Annotated in this window: 21 protein-coding genes and 1 pseudogene; 8 read left to right on the forward strand and 14 right to left on the reverse strand. The window is 63.9% G+C overall.

Annotated elements, in window-relative coordinates:
* Window positions 1-6: 6 nt before the first annotated feature.
* From IPK59_09905 to IPK59_09925, 5 genes are all read left to right on the forward strand, one after another.
* Entirely contained in the window at window positions 7-615 is a 609-nt protein-coding gene (locus IPK59_09905) for a BMC domain-containing protein (GenBank protein MBK8159052.1), read from the forward strand.
* A complete protein-coding gene (locus tag IPK59_09910; GenBank protein ID MBK8159053.1) occupies window positions 612-1,040 on the forward strand; it encodes a hypothetical protein in 429 nt (142 codons plus the stop codon). Before IPK59_09905 ends, IPK59_09910 begins: the two co-directional genes overlap by 4 nt.
* A complete protein-coding gene (locus IPK59_09915; protein ID MBK8159054.1) occupies window positions 1,037-1,294 on the forward strand; it encodes a EutN/CcmL family microcompartment protein in 258 nt (85 codons plus the stop codon). Before IPK59_09910 ends, IPK59_09915 begins: the two co-directional genes overlap by 4 nt.
* 30 nt (window positions 1,295-1,324) lie before the next feature.
* On the forward strand, window positions 1,325-1,606 hold the full coding sequence (locus tag IPK59_09920) for a BMC domain-containing protein (GenBank protein ID MBK8159055.1): 282 nt from the start codon (window positions 1,325-1,327) through the stop codon (window positions 1,604-1,606).
* A 152-nt stretch (window positions 1,607-1,758) separates the two neighbouring features.
* A complete protein-coding gene (locus tag IPK59_09925) occupies window positions 1,759-2,394 on the forward strand; it encodes a microcompartment protein (GenBank protein MBK8159056.1) in 636 nt (211 codons plus the stop codon).
* Here IPK59_09925 and IPK59_09930 read toward each other — a convergent pair.
* The 9 genes from IPK59_09930 to IPK59_09970 all read right to left on the reverse strand — a co-directional run bounded on the left by IPK59_09930 (window position 2,391) and on the right by IPK59_09970 (window position 11,213).
* Complete coding sequence (locus IPK59_09930) at window positions 2,391-3,386, reverse strand: branched-chain amino acid ABC transporter permease (GenBank protein MBK8159057.1); 996 nt, start codon at window positions 3,384-3,386, stop codon at window positions 2,391-2,393. The genes IPK59_09925 and IPK59_09930 overlap by 4 nt on opposite strands.
* Entirely contained in the window at window positions 3,383-4,261 is an 879-nt protein-coding gene (locus IPK59_09935) for a branched-chain amino acid ABC transporter permease (GenBank protein ID MBK8159058.1), read from the reverse strand. The genes IPK59_09930 and IPK59_09935 overlap by 4 nt, the downstream gene beginning before the upstream one ends.
* 6 nt (window positions 4,262-4,267) lie before the next feature.
* Window positions 4,268-4,981, reverse strand: coding sequence for an ATP-binding cassette domain-containing protein (locus IPK59_09940; protein MBK8159059.1), 714 nt, complete (start codon window positions 4,979-4,981; stop codon window positions 4,268-4,270).
* A 2-nt stretch (window positions 4,982-4,983) separates the two neighbouring features.
* On the reverse strand, window positions 4,984-5,778 hold the full coding sequence (locus IPK59_09945; GenBank protein ID MBK8159060.1) for an ABC transporter ATP-binding protein: 795 nt from the start codon (window positions 5,776-5,778) through the stop codon (window positions 4,984-4,986).
* 33 nt (window positions 5,779-5,811) lie between these two features.
* A complete protein-coding gene (locus IPK59_09950) occupies window positions 5,812-7,137 on the reverse strand; it encodes an ABC transporter substrate-binding protein (GenBank protein MBK8159061.1) in 1,326 nt (441 codons plus the stop codon).
* Window positions 7,138-7,217: 80 nt separating this feature from the next.
* The gene (locus IPK59_09955) at window positions 7,218-8,342 is read right to left on the reverse strand and encodes a class II histone deacetylase (GenBank protein ID MBK8159062.1); all 1,125 of its coding nucleotides are present in this window, start codon (window positions 8,340-8,342) and stop codon (window positions 7,218-7,220) included.
* Between the two features lie 140 nt (window positions 8,343-8,482).
* The gene (locus tag IPK59_09960; protein ID MBK8159063.1) at window positions 8,483-9,295 is read right to left on the reverse strand and encodes a hypothetical protein; all 813 of its coding nucleotides are present in this window, start codon (window positions 9,293-9,295) and stop codon (window positions 8,483-8,485) included.
* Window positions 9,238-10,605, reverse strand: a complete 1,368-nt coding sequence (locus tag IPK59_09965; protein ID MBK8159064.1) for a hypothetical protein — start codon at window positions 10,603-10,605, stop codon at window positions 9,238-9,240. Before IPK59_09965 ends, IPK59_09960 begins: the two co-directional genes overlap by 58 nt.
* Window positions 10,575-11,213, reverse strand: a complete 639-nt coding sequence (locus IPK59_09970; GenBank protein MBK8159065.1) for an AAA family ATPase — start codon at window positions 11,211-11,213, stop codon at window positions 10,575-10,577. The genes IPK59_09965 and IPK59_09970 overlap by 31 nt, the downstream gene beginning before the upstream one ends.
* 166 nt (window positions 11,214-11,379) lie before the next feature.
* On the opposite strand from IPK59_09970, the gene IPK59_09975 reads away from it, so the two are divergent.
* Entirely contained in the window at window positions 11,380-12,051 is a 672-nt protein-coding gene (locus IPK59_09975) for a hypothetical protein (protein MBK8159066.1), read from the forward strand.
* A gap of 9 nt (window positions 12,052-12,060) precedes the next feature.
* The gene (locus tag IPK59_09980) at window positions 12,061-12,828 is read left to right on the forward strand and encodes a TIM barrel protein (protein MBK8159067.1); all 768 of its coding nucleotides are present in this window, start codon (window positions 12,061-12,063) and stop codon (window positions 12,826-12,828) included.
* A 6-nt stretch (window positions 12,829-12,834) separates the two neighbouring features.
* On the opposite strand, the gene IPK59_09985 is transcribed toward IPK59_09980, so the two are convergent.
* Window positions 12,835-13,587 carry an SDR family oxidoreductase gene (locus tag IPK59_09985; GenBank protein ID MBK8159068.1) on the reverse strand — a complete coding sequence of 251 codons (753 nt, stop codon included), beginning with the start codon at window positions 13,585-13,587 and terminating at the stop codon, window positions 12,835-12,837.
* A 32-nt stretch (window positions 13,588-13,619) separates the two neighbouring features.
* Window positions 13,620-14,606 carry an SDR family oxidoreductase gene (locus IPK59_09990; protein MBK8159069.1) on the reverse strand — a complete coding sequence of 329 codons (987 nt, stop codon included), beginning with the start codon at window positions 14,604-14,606 and terminating at the stop codon, window positions 13,620-13,622.
* 226 nt (window positions 14,607-14,832) lie between these two features.
* Here IPK59_09990 and IPK59_09995 point away from each other — a divergent pair.
* Window positions 14,833-15,162 (forward strand): annotated as a pseudogene (locus IPK59_09995) (C4-dicarboxylate ABC transporter).
* Here IPK59_09995 and IPK59_10000 read toward each other — a convergent pair.
* From IPK59_10000 to IPK59_10010, 3 genes are all read right to left on the reverse strand, one after another.
* A complete protein-coding gene (locus tag IPK59_10000; GenBank protein MBK8159070.1) occupies window positions 15,153-15,899 on the reverse strand; it encodes a hypothetical protein in 747 nt (248 codons plus the stop codon). The pseudogene IPK59_09995 and the gene IPK59_10000 overlap by 10 nt on opposite strands.
* A gap of 117 nt (window positions 15,900-16,016) precedes the next feature.
* Window positions 16,017-17,459: a hypothetical protein gene (locus IPK59_10005; GenBank protein MBK8159071.1), complete on the reverse strand. Its 1,443-nt coding sequence runs from the start codon at window positions 17,457-17,459 to the stop codon at window positions 16,017-16,019.
* 48 nt (window positions 17,460-17,507) lie between these two features.
* Window positions 17,508-18,992 (reverse strand): hypothetical protein, encoded by a 1,485-nt coding sequence (locus IPK59_10010; GenBank protein MBK8159072.1) that lies wholly within the window; start codon window positions 18,990-18,992, stop codon window positions 17,508-17,510.
* Between the last annotated feature and the right edge of the window lie 11 nt (window positions 18,993-19,003).

Here is a 19,003-nt window from a genome sequence, read left to right on the forward strand (position 1 = left end):
TGACCCATGGCCGAACTGCGCTCCTTCATCTTCATCGACCAGCTGCAGCCGCAGACGCTCTGCTATATGGCAAGCGGCATGCGCGGCCGCCTGCCCCGCACGCTGATGGCGGCCCAGATCATCGAAGTGGCGCCCGGCCTAGATATCGAGGCCCTGACCGACGTCGCCCTCAAGCATGCCGATGTCGGCGGCGGCATGCTGGTGGTGGAACGGCAGTTCGGCTATCTCGAGTTTCATTCGCGCTCGACCTCGGCGGTGAAGGCGGCGGCCGAAGCGGTGCTGGACGTGCTGGGCGCGCGCACGGAACAGGCGCTGAAGCCGCAGATCCTTGCCTCCAAGATCGTGACGCGCATCGATAACGGCCATGCCTTCCTCATCAACCGCAACAAATCGGGATCCATGATCCTGGCTGGAGAATCCTTGTTCGTCCTTGAAATGCAGCCGGCCTCCTATGCCATCCTCGCCACGAACGAGGCGGAGAAGACCGCCGATATCAAGGTGATCGACTACCGCATGTTCGGGGCGACGGGCCGCGTCTATCTCTCGGGCGAGGAATCCAATGTGCGCATGGGTGCCGAAGCCGCCCTCGCGGCTCTGGAGGGAGCTGGCGCATGATCGACAAGAACCTCATCCGCAGCCTGATCCGTGACGTCATCGCCGAGGAAGTGACGGCGCTGAAAGCGGGCAAGAGTGCCACCACCGCGCCGGCGGCCTCGATCCGCATCGGCAGCGATGCCGATCTTGTCGCCTTTGCCCGCGACGTGCTGCGTCTCGCCGAAGATCCGCAGATCCGCGCCGCGATCCAGGCCGGGCGGCATCCATTTCATCTCGCCGGTCAGGCGTCGGCAATGTCGGCACCCGCCACATCGTCGGCCACGCAGAGCCACCGCATTGATAAGGGCGTCGTCACCGAAGCCGTCATCGCCAAGCTGGGCAAGGGCGTTTCGCGCCTGCTGCTCGGGACCGGCGTCAGCATCACCCCCTTGGCCCGCGACAAGGCCAAGGCGCGCAACATCAGCGTCGAAAGGATCGGGCAATGATTCGCGGTCGGGTCGTGGGCCGGTATTGGGCCACCAAGAAAATCGAACATATTCCCTCAGGCGCCTTCCTCGAGGTCGAGAGCCTGGGCGGCGGACGCATGATCGCCTTTGACGTGTTGGGCTGCGGCGAGGGCGAGGATGTCCTCATCGTCACCGGCTCGACCGCGGCCTCATGGCTGGGCGGCGGCAAGATTCCCATCGACGCGCTCATCATCGGCTCGCTGGACGAGACGTCGAAACCGAAATCCAAGTAACAACCACGTATCGAAAGCAAGGAGAGAACCATGTCGAACGCCATCGGAATGATCGAGACTAGGGGTTTCGTCGCAGCGCTGGCCGCGGCAGATGCCATGGTCAAGGCCGCCAACGTCACCGTCGTCGGCCGCGAGGAAGTGGGTGACGGGCTGGTCGCCGTCATCATCAATGGCGATGTCGGTGCCGTGAAGGCCGCGACCGAAGCCGGTGCCGAGGCTGCGAGCAGCGTCGGCACGCTGGTCTCGGTCCATGTCATCCCGCGCCCGCATCCCGACCTCGGCAAGCATTTCTCGACCGCGACGGGGAAATAAGGTTCAGGCCAAATCATGCCGTCATCCCCGTGCCTGGCACGGGGATCCACGAGTGTCTTCGGGTTGGCCTTTAACTCGTGGATGCCCGGGCCAAGCCCGGGCATGACGAAGAATCATTGGGCGCCTTGTCTTGCGCCTTGCAGGAAGTGTTCATGACCGAACTGCGCGTCTATCTGTTGGTGAAGGATCTGGCCCGCCAGTTCGCGGCTTATATGTCGACGCCGACGCGGGCGCGGGGGTATCCGCCGATGCAGGGCGAGCATTCGCTGATCATCGAGGTGGCACCGGCCCTGGCCATCCACCGGATCTGCGATCTTGCGCTGAAATCGGCGCCGGACATGGAGCCGGGTCTTCTTTACACCGAACGGCAATACGGCATTCTCGAACTTCATGCCGCCGATCTCGATCACCTGATGGAAACGGGCGACGCCATCCTGAAAGGTATCGGGCGCAAGGCTGACGACCAGTTGAAGCCACGCACCCTTTATGCCGACATCATCGAGAATGTGGCCGACCAGCATGCCATCATCCTCAACCGCACCCGGGAAGCGTCCATGCTGCTGCCGGGGAAGTCGCTGCTGGTCTATGAGCTGGAGCCGGCTTTGTTCGCCTCGGTCGCCGCCAACGAGGCGGAGAAGGCGGCACCCGGCATTACGCTCGTCGATGTGCAGATGATCGGTGCCAGCGGGCGGCTTTTCCTGTCCGGCACACGCAAGGAATGCGAACGCGCCCGCGACCGCATCGACGAGGTGCTGGGCGGCATCATCGGCCGGGCGGCGAAGGGCTAGCCTTGCGGTGCGCCGCCGCGCCAGCTGGCGGCCAATGACTGGAGGCTGCCCAGCACCCCCTTGGGCAGCAGGATCACGAAACCAGCCAGGATCACGCCGAGGCCGATATCGCGCCAGTCGCCGAATTCGCGCATGGCTTCGTCGGCCAGCATCAGGATGAGGGCGCCCAGCACCGGTCCCCAGACCGTGCCCATGCCGCCCACCACGATCATCGAGAGCAGGAACAGCAGCGTCGTGATCGAGAAGGCGGTGGGACCCACGGCCGCGAAATGCACCGCGTAGAAGGCGCCGGCCAGGCCGGTGAAGAAGGCTGAGAGCGCGAAGATCCAGAGCTGGTATTTGAAGCGGCTGACACCGCGTGCCATCGCGCAGCCGGGATTGTCGCGCAGCGCCTGGAAAGCAAGGCCCATCGGTCCGCGGATGATGGCGATCGAGAAGGCCGCGGCGAGGCACAGCAGGATGAGGCCGACATAATAATCGGCCACATACCATTTCGACCCGAAGAGGTCGCGAAAGCCGAGATCGCCGAAGCGGGTGAAGCCGCGCACACCGCCGAACAGGGGCATGCAGCCCGAGGCCGGATTGGTGAAGCATTCGGTGTCGTTGACGATGAGGAGATAGAGCACCTGCGCCACGGCAAGGGTAAGGAGCGCCACATAGGGGCCCTTGAGACGCAGGCAGGCGAGACCGACGATCGTGCTGACCAGCACGGTGAAGAGCGCCGCCAGAGGCATGGCGATCACCATCGGCAGTGCGAAATAATAGCCGAGCATGGCCGTGGTGTAGGCGCCCACGGCAAAGAGCGCCATCTGCGCCAATGAGAAGATGCCGCCTATGCCCAGCACCAGATTCCATTGCAGGACGACGATCGCCCAGATGAAGAACAGGGTCGCCTGGGTGATGACATAGCGCATGCCGATGACGGTCGGCAGCAAGGCCACCAGCAGGGCCAGCACGAGGCCGATGAGCAGATCGCGACGCATGTTCATCAGAGGCGCACCACTTGCCTGCGGCCGAACAGGCCATAGGGGCGCCAAATGAGGACCGCGATCACCAGCAGCAGCAGGATGGCGAAGCTGTAGCGGACACCGAGCATGTATTGAGCGAAGGCTTCGAGGAGACCCAGCACGATGGCGGCGGCGACCGCGCCATAGACATTGCCGAGACCCGCCACCACGCAGATGATGAAGGCTTTCAGCATCGGGTCGCCGCCCATATTGGGCAGCAGGCTAGAGAGCGAGCTCACCATCACGCCGGAGATGGCGGCGAGGCCGCCGGACAAGGCCAGTACCTGGGCATAGACCACACCGACCCGGACACCCATCAACTGCGCCGCCTCGCGGCTTTGCGCGGTGGCGCGGATGGCCCGGCCGAGGCGGGTCCGCTGCAGGAGATAGGCAAGGGCCGCCATCAAGCCCAGGGCAACGCCGAGAATGAGCAGATTCTGATTTGGAATATGGACCGTGCCGATGACGATGGCGCCGGAGAGGTTGAGCGGCTGGGGCGTCGGTTGCGGCCCGAACAGGCGCAGGATCACGTTCTCGATGATGGCGCCGATGCCAATGGTGGCAATGAAGATCTGCGTTTCAAAATTGGCGGAGCGCAGCATCGGCTGGGCCGCGACGTAATAGATGCCAAGCCCCACGGCACCGCAGACCAGCATCGCCGCGACAAGTCCCAGCACCGGATGGAGGCCGAGATGGCTCATGGCGAAATAGCAGATGTAACCGCCCAGCGCCAAAAGCGCGCCATGAGACATGTTGAGCATGTTGAGCGAGCCATAGACCAGCGCCAGGCCGATGGTCGAGATGGCATACATCGCGCCCATGGTGAGGCCCGAGGCGATGATCTGGACAATGACATCCACGCTGCGTCAGGCTCCGAGATAGGTTTCGACGCTTTCGGGGCGCGCCATCAGTTCGGCCCCCTGCCCGGTCCAGACCAGCTGGCCGTTATCGAGGAGCGTGATGAGGGCTGCCTTGTCGGCAACGCGGGCGGCATTCTCCTCCACCACCAGGATCGACCTGCCGGCCGAAGCCAGCTCGCCGATCACGTCATAGATCTGGTCGATGACGATGGGGGCCAGGCCCAGCGAGGGTTCGTCCAGCATCAGCAGCCGGCCGCCGCCCATGAGGCCGCGGCCGATGCCGACCATGCGCCGCTCGCCGCCGGAAAGGGTGCTGGCAACCTGGCCGCGGCGTTCCTTCAACTTCGGCAGCAGGGCGAAGACTTCATCGAGGCGTCGCGCGCTTTCCGCGGCCGCCTCGGGCAGATAGGCACCCATCAGGAGATTTTCGAGCACGGTCATTTCCGGAAACAGCATGTCGCCCTGCGGCACATGGATGATGCCGGCCGCCACGATCTCGTCTGGCCGCATTCCTGTGAGGACCAATCCGCCGAGCGAGATTTGCCCCGCGCGCAAGGGCAGCAGGCCGGAGATGGCCCGCAGCAGGGTCGTCTTGCCGTGGCCATTGGGGCCGATGATGGCGGTGAGGCCACCCTCGACGAGATTGAGCGAAATGTCGCGCAGCACGGTCTGGCTGCCATAGCCGGCGGTGACGTTCTGCAGGGTGAGGAGATTGCCCATGGTCAGGCGCGCTCCTCGAGAAGGGCGCCGAGCCTGCGCGAGGCACCTTCGCCGAGATAGACGTCGACCACGTTGCGGTCCTGGATGAGGCCTTCGGGCCTGCCCTCATAGATTTTTTCGCCGTGATGCATGATGAGGACGCGGCTGGAGAGCTGGACCAGGAAGCGCATCACATGTTCGATAAGGATGATGGTGATGCCACGCGCGGCGATGGCGCGCACGACACCCATCACATGGTCGATTTCCTTGGGGTTGAGGCCACCCACCGGTTCGTCCATCAGCAAAAGCGTGGGCTGGCTGGCCAGGGCACCGGCGAGCATGAGGAGCTTACGGTCGAGCACAGGCAGGCGTCCGACGATCTGGTCGTCCTTGCCGGTGAGGCCAACCGCTGCCAGCGCTTCATCGACCAGTTCCGCCACGTCGCGGCCGATGCGGATGCCGGGGATGAGGCGGTTGCGGCGCCCGAAATAGGCCGCCACCTCGACATTGCCGCGCACGGTCAGGCTGTCGAAGCCAGCATTCAATTGGAAGGTGCGGGCGATGCCGGCATGGCACAGGGCTTCGGGCCGCAGATGGGTGATGTTGCGGCCCTGGAACAGGATCTCGCCGGCACTGGCCGGGTTGAGGCCGGAGATGGCCTCGAACAAGGTTGTCTTGCCGGCGCCGTTGGGACCGCCGATGCCGAGCACCTCGCCCGGCATCAGCTCGAAGCTGAGATTGTTGACGGCCGTCAGCGCCCCAAAATGCTTGCTCACATTCCGACAGACGAGCAAGGGCTCACCGACAGCCGTCCCCATACCGAAACTATCCTTCTCTAAGGCCGCCCCGGATCAGGATTTGATCCAGCTCGGCAACACGAAACTGGCCGTGTTGTAGGGCGCCGGCGCAATCAGGCCACCGCTCTTGGTGTGGTCCTGAATCTGCAGGAACTGGTGCGGCATGCCAAGGGAGGAATCATTCACCTGGGTCGGATAGGTGTAGGCCGATTGCTCGTCCGGCATGAAGCGCGTCGTGCCGGTGACACCGCGATGGATCATGCTGCGCATGCGCGCGGCCACCTTGCGGTTCTGTTCCTCGTTGCCGGGTTCGGCGCTGCCGCCGGCCAGAGCCGCGGCCGTCGCCCAGACGTAAGCGCCGTCATAGGGCTGTGCGCCGGAATTGTGGCCGGCATTCTCGCCGAACTTCGCCTTGTAGCGCTTCTCGAACGCGCCGCCGATTTCGTCCTGCAGGGCACCCACCACGGTCGCATAGACGACGCCGACCGAGGCTTCCTTGGCAATGTCGCGGAAGGCCGGGATCGAGGGGCCGTATTGCATGTAGACGAGGCTGGGCGTCGGGTTGGGCACGAACTGCACCATGAACTGGGCAAGATCGGCCGGCAGGAAGTGGGTGATCGCGATGACCGCCGGCGGATCCTGGCGGATCTTGGCAAGCGTCGGGCCCCATTCGGAGATCGGCACGTTGACGGTCTCGAACAGGCTGATCTCCCAGCCATATTCAGCGCCCTTTTCCCTGATCGCATTGGCGATGTTGGCGGCATAGACGCCGGCCGACAGCACCACGGCCATCTTGTTGTTGGGGCGCTTGTACTGGCCGGTATCCTCAAGGTCCTTGACGAATTTCAGGAAGCCCGGACCATACCAATATTCGGCCGGGTCACCCTGGAACGAGCCGAAATAGCGGTCAGGGTTGGATTTGATGAGGTTGTTGTGGCCGATCGTGGTGTCGTAATGGACATAGATGATGCCGGCATCGGCGATCACGTCCTGCACGGCGGCGCCCGAGCCGATGTTGTAGCCGTTGATGACGGCATGGACCGAATGGCGATCGATCAGGCGCTGCACGGCCTGGACGTTGGTCGGGTCGCCCATCTGCTTGGTGTCTTCGAAATAGGGCTCCAGCGGCCGGCCGAGGATGCCGCCCAGCGCATTGATCTCCTCGCAGGCCAAGGTCAGCCCGTTCTGGAACTCGACACCGTCGGCGGCGGCAAAATCGGTGAGCGGCGCCGCCTGACCCACCGGAATGGGATCGCCATCGGCGCGGGCGCCGTCATTGATGCCGGCCAGCACGGCGGCACCGGTGCCCATGGCCGCGGCCCCTTTCAGGAAGTTGCGGCGGCTGGGAATGATATTGGGTTTCGAGATCTTCTCAGACATTTTTGAACTCTCCCTCAAGCAGCCGCCTTGATCGGTTGATCGGTCGCTGCCGCGGCGGCTGGCCCGGCGCGGACCTGTTTCTACTTAATCGCGTCGAGTAGTTTCGCGGCTGCCTCGATGGCTGTCCATTGATGCGGCTGCAACTCCTGCTGGCCCCAGGTCGACATCGGCTCGGCCCAGGGATCGTCGATATGGGTCTTGATGCCCGTCATCTCCTCCATCACGGCGAGACCACAATAAGGCACATACATCTGCGAATAGCCGCCCTCATGGGACATGACCAGGCGGCCGTTGCATAGTTCATCGGCGGCCAGCATCAGCATGCGCGTCATCTGCCGGTAGCCCTCGGCGCTCACCATCATGCGGCCCAGCGGATCGACGCCGGAGGCATCGAAGCCGGAAGGCACCACGATCAGCTCCGGCTTGTAGCGGCGCAGGGCCGGCAGCACGACATGCTCGAAGGCCGCGAGATAGGCGCCGTTGCCGCAGCCCGGCGGCAGCGGAATGTTGAGGTTGTAGCCCTTGCCGGCACCTTCGCCGATTTCAGCGAGGCCGCCGGATTGGGGCGGATAGAGATTGTCCTGGTGCAGCGAGATGGTCAGCACATCCTTGCTGCCGTAGAACGCGGCCTGGGTGCCGTTGCCGTGATGGACGTCCCAATCGACGGTGGCGATGCGGCCGACGCCGTGCACGGCCTGGGCATGCATGACGGCGATGGCGACATTGCCGAACAGGCAGAAGCCCATGCCAAGATCGGCGATGGCATGATGTCCGGGCGGGCGCACCAGGGCATAGGCGTTCTTGAGCCTTCCCTCGATGACGGCGTCGAAGGCGGCGATGGTGCCGCCGGCCGACAATTGGGCGATTTCGAAACTGCCCTTGCCGAAGGGCGTCATGATGCTGGCATCGCCGCCATTCTCGGCGCTCAGCTTCTTGATGCGCTCGATATAGGGGCGGGTGTGGAAGCGGGCGATCTCATCCTCGGTGGCGGGGCGCGGCTTGATCGGCACCAGATGATCGAGCAGGCCGCTCACCTCGAGGAGGTTGCGGAAGCGGCGTTTGCTTTCGGCATTCTCCGCATGTTCGCCGGGCTGCACGGTGAGGCTGGGCGGAAAGATCTGCGCCCAGTTCCACGTATTGTGCCACATATAGAGTTCGTGAAAGACGAAACCGGTCGCATTGCCGGTCGCAGACTTTGCCGTCATTGCCGCCCCCAAGCGTCACCCGTCATCGCCGGTCGATTGAACGACCGGGCTTGTTTTTTGTGACAGTGACGCAGGTTTGGCGGCTTGTCCCGCCCCCGATGGGTAAGGAGTGGGTAGGCCCACCCACCCTTTCGGGTAGATCAGGCGTTCGATTGGCTGGTGGCGAGGCCGATTTCCTGGAGGCGCAGCACGGCCTGGGTACGGTTGGCGACGCCGAGCTTGCCGAAAATGTTCTTGAGATGCCATTTCACGGTATCGGGTGCCATGCCGAGGGCGCGGGCCATGTCGCGATTGCTCTGGCCGATGCTGAGGAGGCGCGCGACATCGACCTCGCGCGGGCTGAAGCCGGGATCGCCCTTGCGCTCCGCGCCGCGCGGCGCCGGGTTGCGTTCGGGCTTCGCAAACTCCGCCATCAGCCGGTCGACAAATTGCCCCGTCGGCGTATCGCCGGACCAGCTCGGCATGCGGCGGCGCGCAAAGTCGATCACATCGCGCAGCGCCGATCCTTCGTCGATGAGCGTGCGCAAGGCGCGCTGGGGCGCGCAGATGGAGACCGCATCGACAGCAGCCGCCAAGGCAGACAATCCATCATTGGCCTGATGGGCGGCGATGGCGGAGAGCGCCCGCACCTGGGCGAGGCGTCGCAGCCGGCCGTCGCGGCGGACGTTTTCGGCTACGCGGTCGAGCAAGCGCAACGCGGTTTCCGGTTTGCCGGATGCGATTTCGATGCGCGCCTGGCCAACATATTCGGGTTCCGTGGTGGGTGCCAGCGGCGCAAGATTGACGCGGCCCCTTTGCCCCCCGCCGATGCCCCGTGCCAGCAATGCATAGCGGGCCGCCTGCACGTCGCCCCGCTGCAAGAGCAACCGGACCCGTTCATTGAGGGCGCCGGCGGTCAGGCGGTGATAGCGCTTCTCGATGCCGAGACGCTCGGCGCGTTCCAGCACCGCCATCGCTTCGTCATGGCGACCCGCGCGGCGGCGATGCGTGCGATATGGAGCTTGCAGGCCATTTCATGGACGACCAAGCCGCATTCCTCGATGATCTGGCGGTGGGTGTGGAGCAGCCGCTCTGCACTGGCGAGATCGTTCCATTCATAGAGCAGCTCGACCTCGAAGATCGCCACCATGGCTTCGGCATAGGAGCCGGCGCCGAGCCGGTCGCGGGCCAGCGACACGGCGCGGGAGAAGAACTGGCTGGCACCGGAGAGATTGCCCGCCGCCTTCTCGATGAGCCCCAGGATGAGGTCGGAATAGACGATGCCGAAGACCGATTGCGCTGTGCCATGGCTGTCGCGGGCGCGCAGGCTGCACATGCGCGCCTGGTCAAGCTCGCCCAGCGACAGATGGCTGAAGGCCTTGATGTTGCCGAGCGTCCCCTTGAAAAAGGGCTTGTTCTCCGGCAATTCTTCGAGCCAGCCTGCGGCAAGCCGCGCTGCCGTGCGCGAGCGATCAGCGGCGGAAATGACACCCACCGTCAGCGTGCGCAGTTCGGCCTGGAGCGCTGTCTGCGCGTCGGCCCCTAGTTTCCCGGCGCGGACGGCATCGGCAATCGAGAGTTTCGCGGATTTCAACGTACGCGCCGCTTCCTGCGGGCGGCTCATGTGAAACTGGATCCACACCTCGGCCAATTGCAGATGCGGGCGGCGCGCGATGAGATCGGCGGGCAACCGGCCCAGCCAGGCGCGGACCGTGTTGAGATGGCTCGCCATGATGAGCGGCATGGCGCAATCCTCGACCAGGCTCGCGGCCCGGTCGGCATCGCCAGCCGCCAGGGCATGCGAGACGGCTTCGGAAGTGAGGTTATGCGTCGAGAGCCAAACGGCCGCGCGGCCATGGAGAGCGGCGATGTGACGTTCGCCCATCTCCGCCAGGCGCGATTGCAGGAATTCGCCGAACAGATGGTGATAGCGGAACCATTGGCGTTCCCGATCGAGGGGAATGAGAAAGAGGTTGGCGGCCTCGATCTTCTGCAGCATGGCGGCACTGTCGCTGCGCGCCATAACCGCATCTGCGAGGGGCGCCGAGATACGGCCGAGGATCGAGGTCTGCAGCAGGAATTCCCGCATCGCAGGATTCTGACGCGCCAGCACATCCTGGGTCAGAAATTCGGCGACGTCGCGGTGGCTGCCGGAAAAATTCTGGATGAAGGCCGCGCGACCGTCGCGCCGCTCCAGGGACAGCGACGCCAATTGCAGGCCGGCAACCCAGCCTTCGGTGCGATGCTGCAGGGTCACCACATCGGCCAATGGGAGGTCCTGCAATTGCGCCGCATCGAACAGGCTCTCGGTTTCCTCAAGCGAAAGCGCAGCTGCATGTCGTCAAGATTGATGAGCTGGCCGCGCACCCGCATATGGGCGAGGCCAAAGGGCAGCGGCCCGCGGGTCGCCACCACCAGATGCAGGCAGGCCGGCGCATAGGTGAGCAGCGCATCGAGAAAGCGGCAGATTTCAGGCGAGGTCAGGAACTGGCAATCATCCAGCACCAGGAACAGAGGCTGGCTGCGCTGCGCGAGATCATTGACGATCGATGTGAGGACTGAATCAACCGGCAGGACAGGGCTTGATTGCAACAGGGCCGGGACCTGCTGGGCAATCTTGGCATCCGCCCGCTGGATGGCGGCCACCAGATAGGTGAGGAAGCGGCCGATCTCGTCATCATCCTGGTCGAGGGCGAGCCAGCCGATGGCAGCGTCCCGCTCCTTGAGCGCCGCGATCCATTGGCCGAGCAGTGTGCTCTTGCCGAAACCGGGCGGTGCCGAAAGCACCGCGAGGCGCGCCGACAGGGCACCGTCCAGCAGGCGGGTCAACCGCTGGCGCGGCACCAGCCCGGACTTCAGGACCGGGGGGCGGAGCTTGGTTTCGATCAGCATGGCATTTCGGGCAACGGTTCTTCCGGCGTCAATTCAGTCTGAGCGACGAAGCCAACGGGCCATACTAGCGGCGAATTCCGCCGTGATGGAAGATCATTCAGGTCGGGGGGATTGGCCAACGGGCCAAAATGCGGCACTGTCCGCAGCCAAGATGATGGAGGCCGCCTTGCACCCCTGTTCAACCTTGCTGACCGCGATCGATCGCTACCTAGCGCGTTTCGACGCGGCACATGCCGGTATTGCGAAATGCCGGCAGGGTGTTGCGCGCCTGTCGGCAAAGGCGGTAGCGACCGGTGCAACCGCGACTGGTGCAACCGCGACTGGCGCGCGCCCTGCCCGCTATCTGGCAGAAGCAGTGGCACTGGCGCGGCAGCAAGGCGGCGATGCGCTGATGGACGCGCTCATGGCATGCCCGGCCGAGTGGCAGATCTATGATTCCTATCCGGCGGCGGATATCGGCCCCTCATTCCCGAAACGCCACGCTTTTGTCTGCCTGGGAGCCATGCTCGACCCCGCTTGGTCGCTGGATTTCGACCTCGGATTCCTGCTCATCCAGCCGCACACGCTCTATCGCGATCATCATCACGCGGCATCGGAACTCTATGTGCCGCTGACAGGCCCGAGCCGATGGCGCTTCGGCGCCGACACGCCGTGGTCGTCGGTTGATGCGCATCAACCGATCTGGAACGAGCCCAACGCGGTGCATGCGACCCTGGTCGGCGAAACACCGCTGCTGTGCCTCTATGCCTGGACCGAGAATGTGCTGGCACCGGCCTTTGTCGACCGCGCGAAGGATTGGGTAACGATCGAAGCGGGCTTCGACAAGGCGGATGCCTGAGAGGCTCGGATGGTCCAACTCGCTGCCAATCTGACCATGATGTTCAACGAAATAGCGTTCCTGAAGCGCTTTGCGGCCGCGCGTGACGCTGGTTTCAACGCGGTCGAATGCCTGTTCCCTTACGATCATCCGGCCGATACCATCGGTGCCGCGTTGCGCGCACAATCGTTGACGCCGGCGCTTTTCAATCTGCCGCCGGGCGATTGGACAGCGGGCGATCGCGGTATGGCCGCCCTGCCCGACCGGCGCGCCGAGTTTCGCGCCTCGGTCGAACTGGCGCTGGCTTATGCCGCAGCGACGGGCGTCAAACGCCTTCATGTGATGAGCGGCCTCGCCCCCCGCAGCGACCAGATGGCCCGTGCGACCTACGCTGAATCCCTGCGCCTTGCCGCCGACAAGGCGGGCGAAGCCGGTCTCGATATCCTGATCGAGCCCCTCAACAGCCGGGACATGCCGGGCTACTTCCTGAACGATTTCAATTTCGCGGCGGATCTGATCGCTGATCTCGGCCTGCCCAATCTGCGGCTGCAGTTCGACATCTACCATCGCCAGGTCATTCATGGCGATGTGCTCATGGGCCTCAAGACCTTGATGCCGCTGATCGGCCATGTGCAAATCGCCGCGGTGCCGGCGCGGCACGAGCCCGGCAGTGGCGAGCTCGATGATTTCCGGATCCTGCGCGCGCTTGACGAGCTTGGCTATCGCGGCTTTGTCGGCTGCGAATACCGGCCGGCCAATGGCACCGTGGCGGGCCTTGCCTGGCGCGATCGGCTCTAGCGGGTTCTAGCCGCGGCCGACAAAGGGCATCTGCGTCGCCATCACCGTCATGGTGAGCACATTGGCATTGAGCGGCAGGCTCGCCATATAGGCAACCGCGTCGGCAATGTGCCTGGCATCAATGGTGGGTTCGACCGCCGTGGAACCGTCGGCCTGCAACACGCCTGTCGCCATCTTGGCCGTCATCTCGGTGGCGGCATTGCCGATATCGATCTGGCCGCAAGCGATGTCGAAGGGTCGGCCATCCAGGGCGGTCGCCTTGGTGAGGCCGGTGATCGCATGCTTGGTCGCGGTATAGGGTGCCGAATGGGGCCGTGGCGTCGTGGCCGAGATCGAGCCGTTGTTGATGATGCGGCCACCACGCGGCGATTGCGCCTTCATCAGGCGGAAGGCCTGCTGCGTGCAGTAGAAGGCGCCGGTGAGGTTCGAGGAGACGACCGAATTCCACTGCTCCGCTGTCAGTTCCTCCATCGGAATGGCGGGAGCGCCGACACCGGCATTGTTGACCAGCAGGTCGAGCCGGCCCCATTTGGCCTTCACCTCGGCGAACATGGCCGCCACGGCCGCGGGATCGCCGATATCGGTAGAGATGGCGAGGCTCGACTGGCCGCCTTGATCGACCTCCTGCGCCGCCTTCTCGATCAGCTCCTTGCGGCGCCCGACCAGGGCCACCTTGAAGCCCTGCACAATGAGCGCCTTCGATATGGCCTTGCCGACACCGGTGCCGGCCCCGGTCACGATCGCGATCCTGATGGTCATGATTACCCTCTTATCCAATTCCGTCCGCCCGTTCAGGCGAGCTTGCCGCCGAGTTCATCCTCGATATGTACGCGAATGATCTCGTCAAAGGAACTCTCGGCGCGGAAGCCCAGGGAAAGAGCCCGTTCCGGGATGAAGTCGCTGGGCCAGCCGGCGACGATCTTCTCGATCACGGGATCGCGCTCGCGCCGGATAAGTGCCACCGCCTTGGCGCCCGCGACCCGGCGCAGGGCCTCGATCTGTTCGCCGACAGTGGCCGAGAGGCCCGGCATGTTTAGATTGCGACGCGGGCCCAGGCGGGCGGTGTCGATGGTCGCGGCATGGAGCAGGAACCCCACCGCGGCGCGCGGACTTGCATGCCAGTGGCGTACATCCTCGGAGACCGGCAGCACGGCTTCCTGCCCGGCAAGCGGTTCGCGGAGGATGTTGGAGAAGAAGCCGGAGGCTGCCTTGTTGGGCTTGCCCGGCCGCACGCAGATGGTGGTGAGGCGAATGCCGATGCCGTCGAAGAAGCCGCGCCGCGCATAGTCCGACAGCAGCAATTCGCCCATCGCCTTCTGGGTCCCGTAGCTGGTGAGCGGTGTGCTGAGGAACGTGTCGTCGATCTTGGCCGGGAAGGGTGCGCCGAACACGGCAATCGAGGAGGTGAAGACAAGTCGCGGTTTGTAGGGCGCCTTCATCCCCTCCAGGCGGATGGCGTCGAAGAGATGGCGCGTGCCGTCGAGATTGATGCGGTAGCCCTTGTCGAAATCCGCCTCCGCCTCGCCCGACACGATGGCCGCGAGATGGAAGATGACATCCGGCCGGGCCGAGATCAACTTGGCCGCTTCGCCGGGCAGCGAGAGATCGGCAGTTGTCACCGTGACGGCGCCGGCATAGCCGTTGGGCGCGATCGGCGGCACGATATCGAGCAAGGTGAGCTTCTCGACCGGCTTGTCAGCAAGGCCGCCCAGGGCCACCAGCCTTTCCGTGAGCTTGCGCCCCACCATGCCGGCGGCGCCGATGATGAGAATATGCATGAACAATCGACCTCTTTATTTTCTAATCCCGGGGCTGTGTTGCGAAGGTGCGGAACAGCATCAGGTGCCACCTGACATAGCGGCCCGCGCCCGGTTCGGCAATCTCGGTGCTGCCGCTGGGCCGTTTTGCACGAGCGGATAGCAGCGCAGTCTTCCGCTCCGGACACCATGTATGGTCCGACCGGGAGATGGTGGTCAAGGCCTTCGGCCACCTCGATGCGGTGAGCAGCGGGCCGCCATCGGGGCGCTGGGCGGTGTGCTGCTGGCCATGATGTACCTTCAACTGACGCGGCGCATGATGACGAAATCGGCGTTCCTAACCGCCAAGACCACGACCATGGTGTGCTGGCTGTTCGTCGTCTCGTCGATCTTCTCGGCGGCCTTTGCGCTGCTGGGTCATTTCGATATCGACCCGCTGTTCTTCGGCCTGATGGTGGCGCTTAACCAGATCTTTGCCGGCTTGATCCCCTTCATGCTGATCCAGGTGCTGGCCTTGTTTCTGCTCCATATGTTCCCGGGCATCGGGCAGTGGCTGCCGCAGATCCTCTATGACTGAGCAACGGCGCCCGGTTCCCAATAGAGATCGACGATGGCGCCCTCGGCAAAGACGCACTCCTTGCTGAATCGGTGCGGGATCGGCTTGCCTTCCTTGTCGACCGCCTCGATCTCGATCCGGTAAAGGTGGTCGGGCGCCACCACGTAACCGCCGCTCTGGGGAAAGCGCGACCGATCGCGGAAGAAGACGTAGAACAGCGACCGCCAGAAGCCGCCCTTGGCGATGGCGCCGGCGATGGCCGAGGTCTGCGCCGGATCGGCCGGGCCCACTTTCTGGACCTTCACATCGATCGTCGCGGCATCCGGCACCTTGGCCCGGACCGATAGCCAGGCCTTGCCTCTGGGCGGCGTCGGCACAGCGGCCTCGGCGCGCTTGGCGTCGCGATAGCCGAGGGTCACGAGTATGTTGTAAACGCCGTTGCTGCCGCCGGCGATGATCAGCGCCGTCAGTAGTTTGGTGAGCCACTCGGACGGCGGCACCACCTTGTAGTAGGCCATCAGCAATTGCTGCACGATGTCCAGTTTGAGCATGTCAACGACGACCCAGGCGACGATGATCGCGATCAGCGTCTTCATACCGCGACCGTTGAAGACCTGCAGGAACAGGCGCCAGTTGAACAGGGTGGAGAGAGCGGATTCGATCAGCACCGCGACAACAAACAGCACCACCAGGGCCTTCAGCGAGTTCTCGTAGATATCCGTCTTGTCGAGGGCCAGCCATAACTTGGATGGCTCCACGGCCTGGGCCGCGGCGGCAAGGCCTAGATACCCAATCGTACCTATCCCCAGGACGACGAACCTTTGCGATACTCTCGACATCATACCTCCCCTCCCTCTCCCGCTTGATGAGTCGATTTAGACCTCGACGAGTTCCTGGGTGGCGCGCCGATAGATGCGGCGGCCAAGCTTACCCTGCTGTTCGAGGCGCTTGATCTTGACATCCAGATCGGCGGCCCGCTCGGTGAAGCCGGCATTGATGGCGAGCAGCGCCTTGCGCGGATTGCGACCGGCGAGGGCCGCCTTCATGGCCGAGTATTTGCCGCGCCCCTGATGCAGGATGTCGAAGACGATGCAGCAGATGATGTCGCTCTGCCCATCGAGGTTCAACTTCCGGTCTGCCTCGCCGGTGATCTTTGCATGGAGCTTGCTAAAGGCGGTCTCGGCCTGGACATCGTGGAAGGCCTGGTCATTCAAGGCCCAGTGGATGAAGCGCGCGGCCTGGGTCGCTTCCTGCATCTCCATCTCGCCGCCCGGATTGAGATAGGCGATGAGATTGGCAAACCGGCCCTGGGCATCGGTCGCTTCGAGATCGGTGGTTCCGGTGGCGTCTACCTTGTGCAGGCGGCCGTTGCGCAGCTGCAGTTCGGGGAAATAACGGGCGCAGTTCGGCAGTTCCAGCATGGCACGCATCACCGCCAGCAGATTGTCGCGGCCGACATGGGCCGCCATCTGGAAGAAGCCGAAGGTGAAGCCGGCGGTGTCGTAGGTGTTGAGACCAGCAAAGCGGTTGGCGCTTTCGCAATGGCCGGTGACCTCGACCAGCCAGGCCCAGGGGCCGAAGCGCCCCTCGTAATCCTTCGCCGCATAGCGCGGGTCAGCATTGTCGAGCCGCACCAGGCCGCGCCGCCCTTCATAGGGCACTTCCTTGCCGACCAGGAATTCTGGTCCGCCATCGGCCCTGCCCAACCAGCGCTTGGCATTGGCGGGATCGCGACGCACGTCGATGGCGATGGTGCCGTTTGCAGCAGCCAGCGTGCTGCCGGTGGGTGCCGCCGACAGATTGTTGTCGCCGCTGACGCCGGCACTGATACCGAGACCGACCAACCCCAGGCCGGAGCCCGGCAGTGTGCCGAACCACATGCCGAGATTGGGATCGCGATAGGTGGTCTTGAACTTGCTGTGGAAATCCTCCGGCGTATCGGCGACGACCTTGTCCTTGCCGTTGCTGTAATGAAAGATGCGCCCGCCTGAGAAGATACCGACATGTTTCTTGGGCACATTGGCCATCTGCTTCTGCGCGAGATTGACATTGGCCTTGGCGGTGACGAAGGCGAGGACCGGCTTGTCACCAGCCGGCACTTGCCAGACGCCCACCTCGGGACATTCGGCAAACAGCTCCTGGACGCGCAAGGCCGCGCCGGGCTTGCGACCGCCCGTCTGCTTGCGGCAGGTATGGCCGAGATCGAGATTGAGGGCGTGGGCGACGAAATGAGCGCAATGGTTGATGTCCGGCGCCACAAATCCATTGCCGCAGATCTGATCGATATTCTTGCCAAGAAACGAGTCCAGGTCAGCCATGCTTTCTCTCCCCTGTCCGGTGTCGGATTTGTGCCGGCGCGCGTCGGCCTATAGGGATATTTCGTAATAGAGCGGCGTCTCGACCAAGCCCGGGGCCTTGGCGCCGTCTTCGTCAGAGCGCACGACGCGGTGGCGCTCCCCAGTCTTCTTATCGAGCGCCTTGAGCAATGGTGGCCAGGGCAACGTGCCCCATTTCACTTTCTTCGCCATCGCCGAATCGGTCGGCACCAATGCCACCTCAAGTTCATTCATCATCTCAAGACCCAATTCGCGGAGCGTCGCGTTATGGCTGGCGTGATGACCGACCTTGTAGAGCCGCGTGCGCCGCAGCAGGTCCGGGCCGGTGATTTTGCGGCCGCCATAATCCTCCCACTCGACCTCCTGCCAGGAGAGCCAGTTGCCGACCTGGGCATCGGCGGCGAAAAGGAGTACATCGCCGTCCTTGTCCTTCGGCCCCAGTTCGATCGCCAGCACCAGGCTGGTGTTGTTGGTGTCGTGATCGAGCTTCAGGGCAAGCGAAGTGGCGGCCCCCAGCCAGTCGCTGTCGATCCGGCGCCAATCCTGGGTCGTATCCTCGCGATCCTGAAGGGGGTCGATTCCTGCAGCCGACCAGTAGTGACGGTCGAAGAAGGAAATGCCCTTGCTGGCCGCGAGCGGCACGACGTAACCGCCGCTGAACACCGCCTGGTATTGCCCCGCGATGGCCGCCTCAAAAGGATCTGCGGCGAGCTCCGCATCCGCCAGTTCAAAGACCTCGGACTCCTTCTTCGTAGGATCACTCTTGCCGATCATCTCGATGTCGCAAGGCGGGCCAAGCACGAAGACGCGCGCCGCCAGGTTCGGCAATTCGATCGGCTTGTCGCCCGGCCGATGATAGACAATATTCTCGGTCCGGCCCTTCAGCACCTTGCCAGCCTCGGCAAGCTTCTTGCCGGCTCCGTCGCCAAAGAAGCCCATGATGCTGGTGAACGGGTCGTCGTCCCCGCCGAGGCCCATCAGGCGCATGCGCTGCCTGGCACCGTCCAGGATCTTGAGAGCTTTCTCCTTCTTGCCGGCAAGCTGCCTTGCCAGCGGGTCCTTGTCATCCTCGGTCCAGGCGAACCAGATTTCGCCGACCGTGATTCGCTGAAAGATGTCTTCCGCCTGCTTGAAGCCGGAAATGTGGTCCCAATGCTCATGGGTCCCGACAATCACGTCGAGGTGCCCGCCGGTCACGGTCTCGATATCGGCCACGACCTCGCGGATCCGGTCACCGCCGCCACTCTGGGATTGGTGCACGCCACAATCGATCAGCATCTTGAAATCGGCGGCGCCCTTTCGCGGAAAGGTGAGCAGGAAGCAATCGCCGACACCGATCCGATACATGCGCACACGGACCCGCGCAGTCGATTTCTTCGAGGAGGACTTCTTCGCAGCTGTCTTCTTTGCGATACTCTTCTTTACAGCTGCCTTCTTGCCGGCGGCTTTCTTCTTGGTCGCTTTTATTGCAATCTTGCTCTGGGCCTTCTTGGCCTTGACCACTTTGCGCGCCATCATGGACCTCC

Source organism: Rhodospirillaceae bacterium (assembly GCA_016712715.1).
Classification (GTDB): domain Bacteria; phylum Pseudomonadota; class Alphaproteobacteria; order Dongiales; family Dongiaceae; genus Dongia.

What these genes read in the sequence shown, in the direction of transcription:
- IPK59_09905 (MBK8159052.1), top strand. Translation starts at nt 7, where the DNA reads ATGGCCGAACTGCGCTCCTTCATCTTCATCGACCAGCTGCAGCCGCAG.
- IPK59_09945 (MBK8159060.1), bottom strand. Translation starts at nt 5,778, where the DNA reads ATGGGGACGGCTGTCGGTGAGCCCTTGCTCGTCTGTCGGAATGTGAGC.
- IPK59_09940 (MBK8159059.1), bottom strand. Translation starts at nt 4,981, where the DNA reads ATGGGCAATCTCCTCACCCTGCAGAACGTCACCGCCGGCTATGGCAGC.
- IPK59_09960 (MBK8159063.1), bottom strand. Translation starts at nt 9,295, where the DNA reads ATGGCGGTGCTGGAACGCGCCGAGCGTCTCGGCATCGAGAAGCGCTAT.
- IPK59_09970 (MBK8159065.1), bottom strand. Translation starts at nt 11,213, where the DNA reads ATGCTGATCGAAACCAAGCTCCGCCCCCCGGTCCTGAAGTCCGGGCTG.
- IPK59_09910 (MBK8159053.1), top strand. Translation starts at nt 612, where the DNA reads ATGATCGACAAGAACCTCATCCGCAGCCTGATCCGTGACGTCATCGCC.
- IPK59_10005 (MBK8159071.1), bottom strand. Translation starts at nt 17,459, where the DNA reads ATGGCTGACCTGGACTCGTTTCTTGGCAAGAATATCGATCAGATCTGC.
- IPK59_09950 (MBK8159061.1), bottom strand. Translation starts at nt 7,137, where the DNA reads ATGTCTGAGAAGATCTCGAAACCCAATATCATTCCCAGCCGCCGCAAC.
- IPK59_09990 (MBK8159069.1), bottom strand. Translation starts at nt 14,606, where the DNA reads ATGCATATTCTCATCATCGGCGCCGCCGGCATGGTGGGGCGCAAGCTC.
- IPK59_09925 (MBK8159056.1), top strand. Translation starts at nt 1,759, where the DNA reads ATGACCGAACTGCGCGTCTATCTGTTGGTGAAGGATCTGGCCCGCCAG.
- IPK59_09980 (MBK8159067.1), top strand. Translation starts at nt 12,061, where the DNA reads ATGGTCCAACTCGCTGCCAATCTGACCATGATGTTCAACGAAATAGCG.
- IPK59_09985 (MBK8159068.1), bottom strand. Translation starts at nt 13,587, where the DNA reads ATGACCATCAGGATCGCGATCGTGACCGGGGCCGGCACCGGTGTCGGC.
- IPK59_09915 (MBK8159054.1), top strand. Translation starts at nt 1,037, where the DNA reads ATGATTCGCGGTCGGGTCGTGGGCCGGTATTGGGCCACCAAGAAAATC.
- IPK59_10010 (MBK8159072.1), bottom strand. Translation starts at nt 18,992, where the DNA reads ATGGCGCGCAAAGTGGTCAAGGCCAAGAAGGCCCAGAGCAAGATTGCA.
- IPK59_09920 (MBK8159055.1), top strand. Translation starts at nt 1,325, where the DNA reads ATGTCGAACGCCATCGGAATGATCGAGACTAGGGGTTTCGTCGCAGCG.
- IPK59_09955 (MBK8159062.1), bottom strand. Translation starts at nt 8,342, where the DNA reads ATGACGGCAAAGTCTGCGACCGGCAATGCGACCGGTTTCGTCTTTCAC.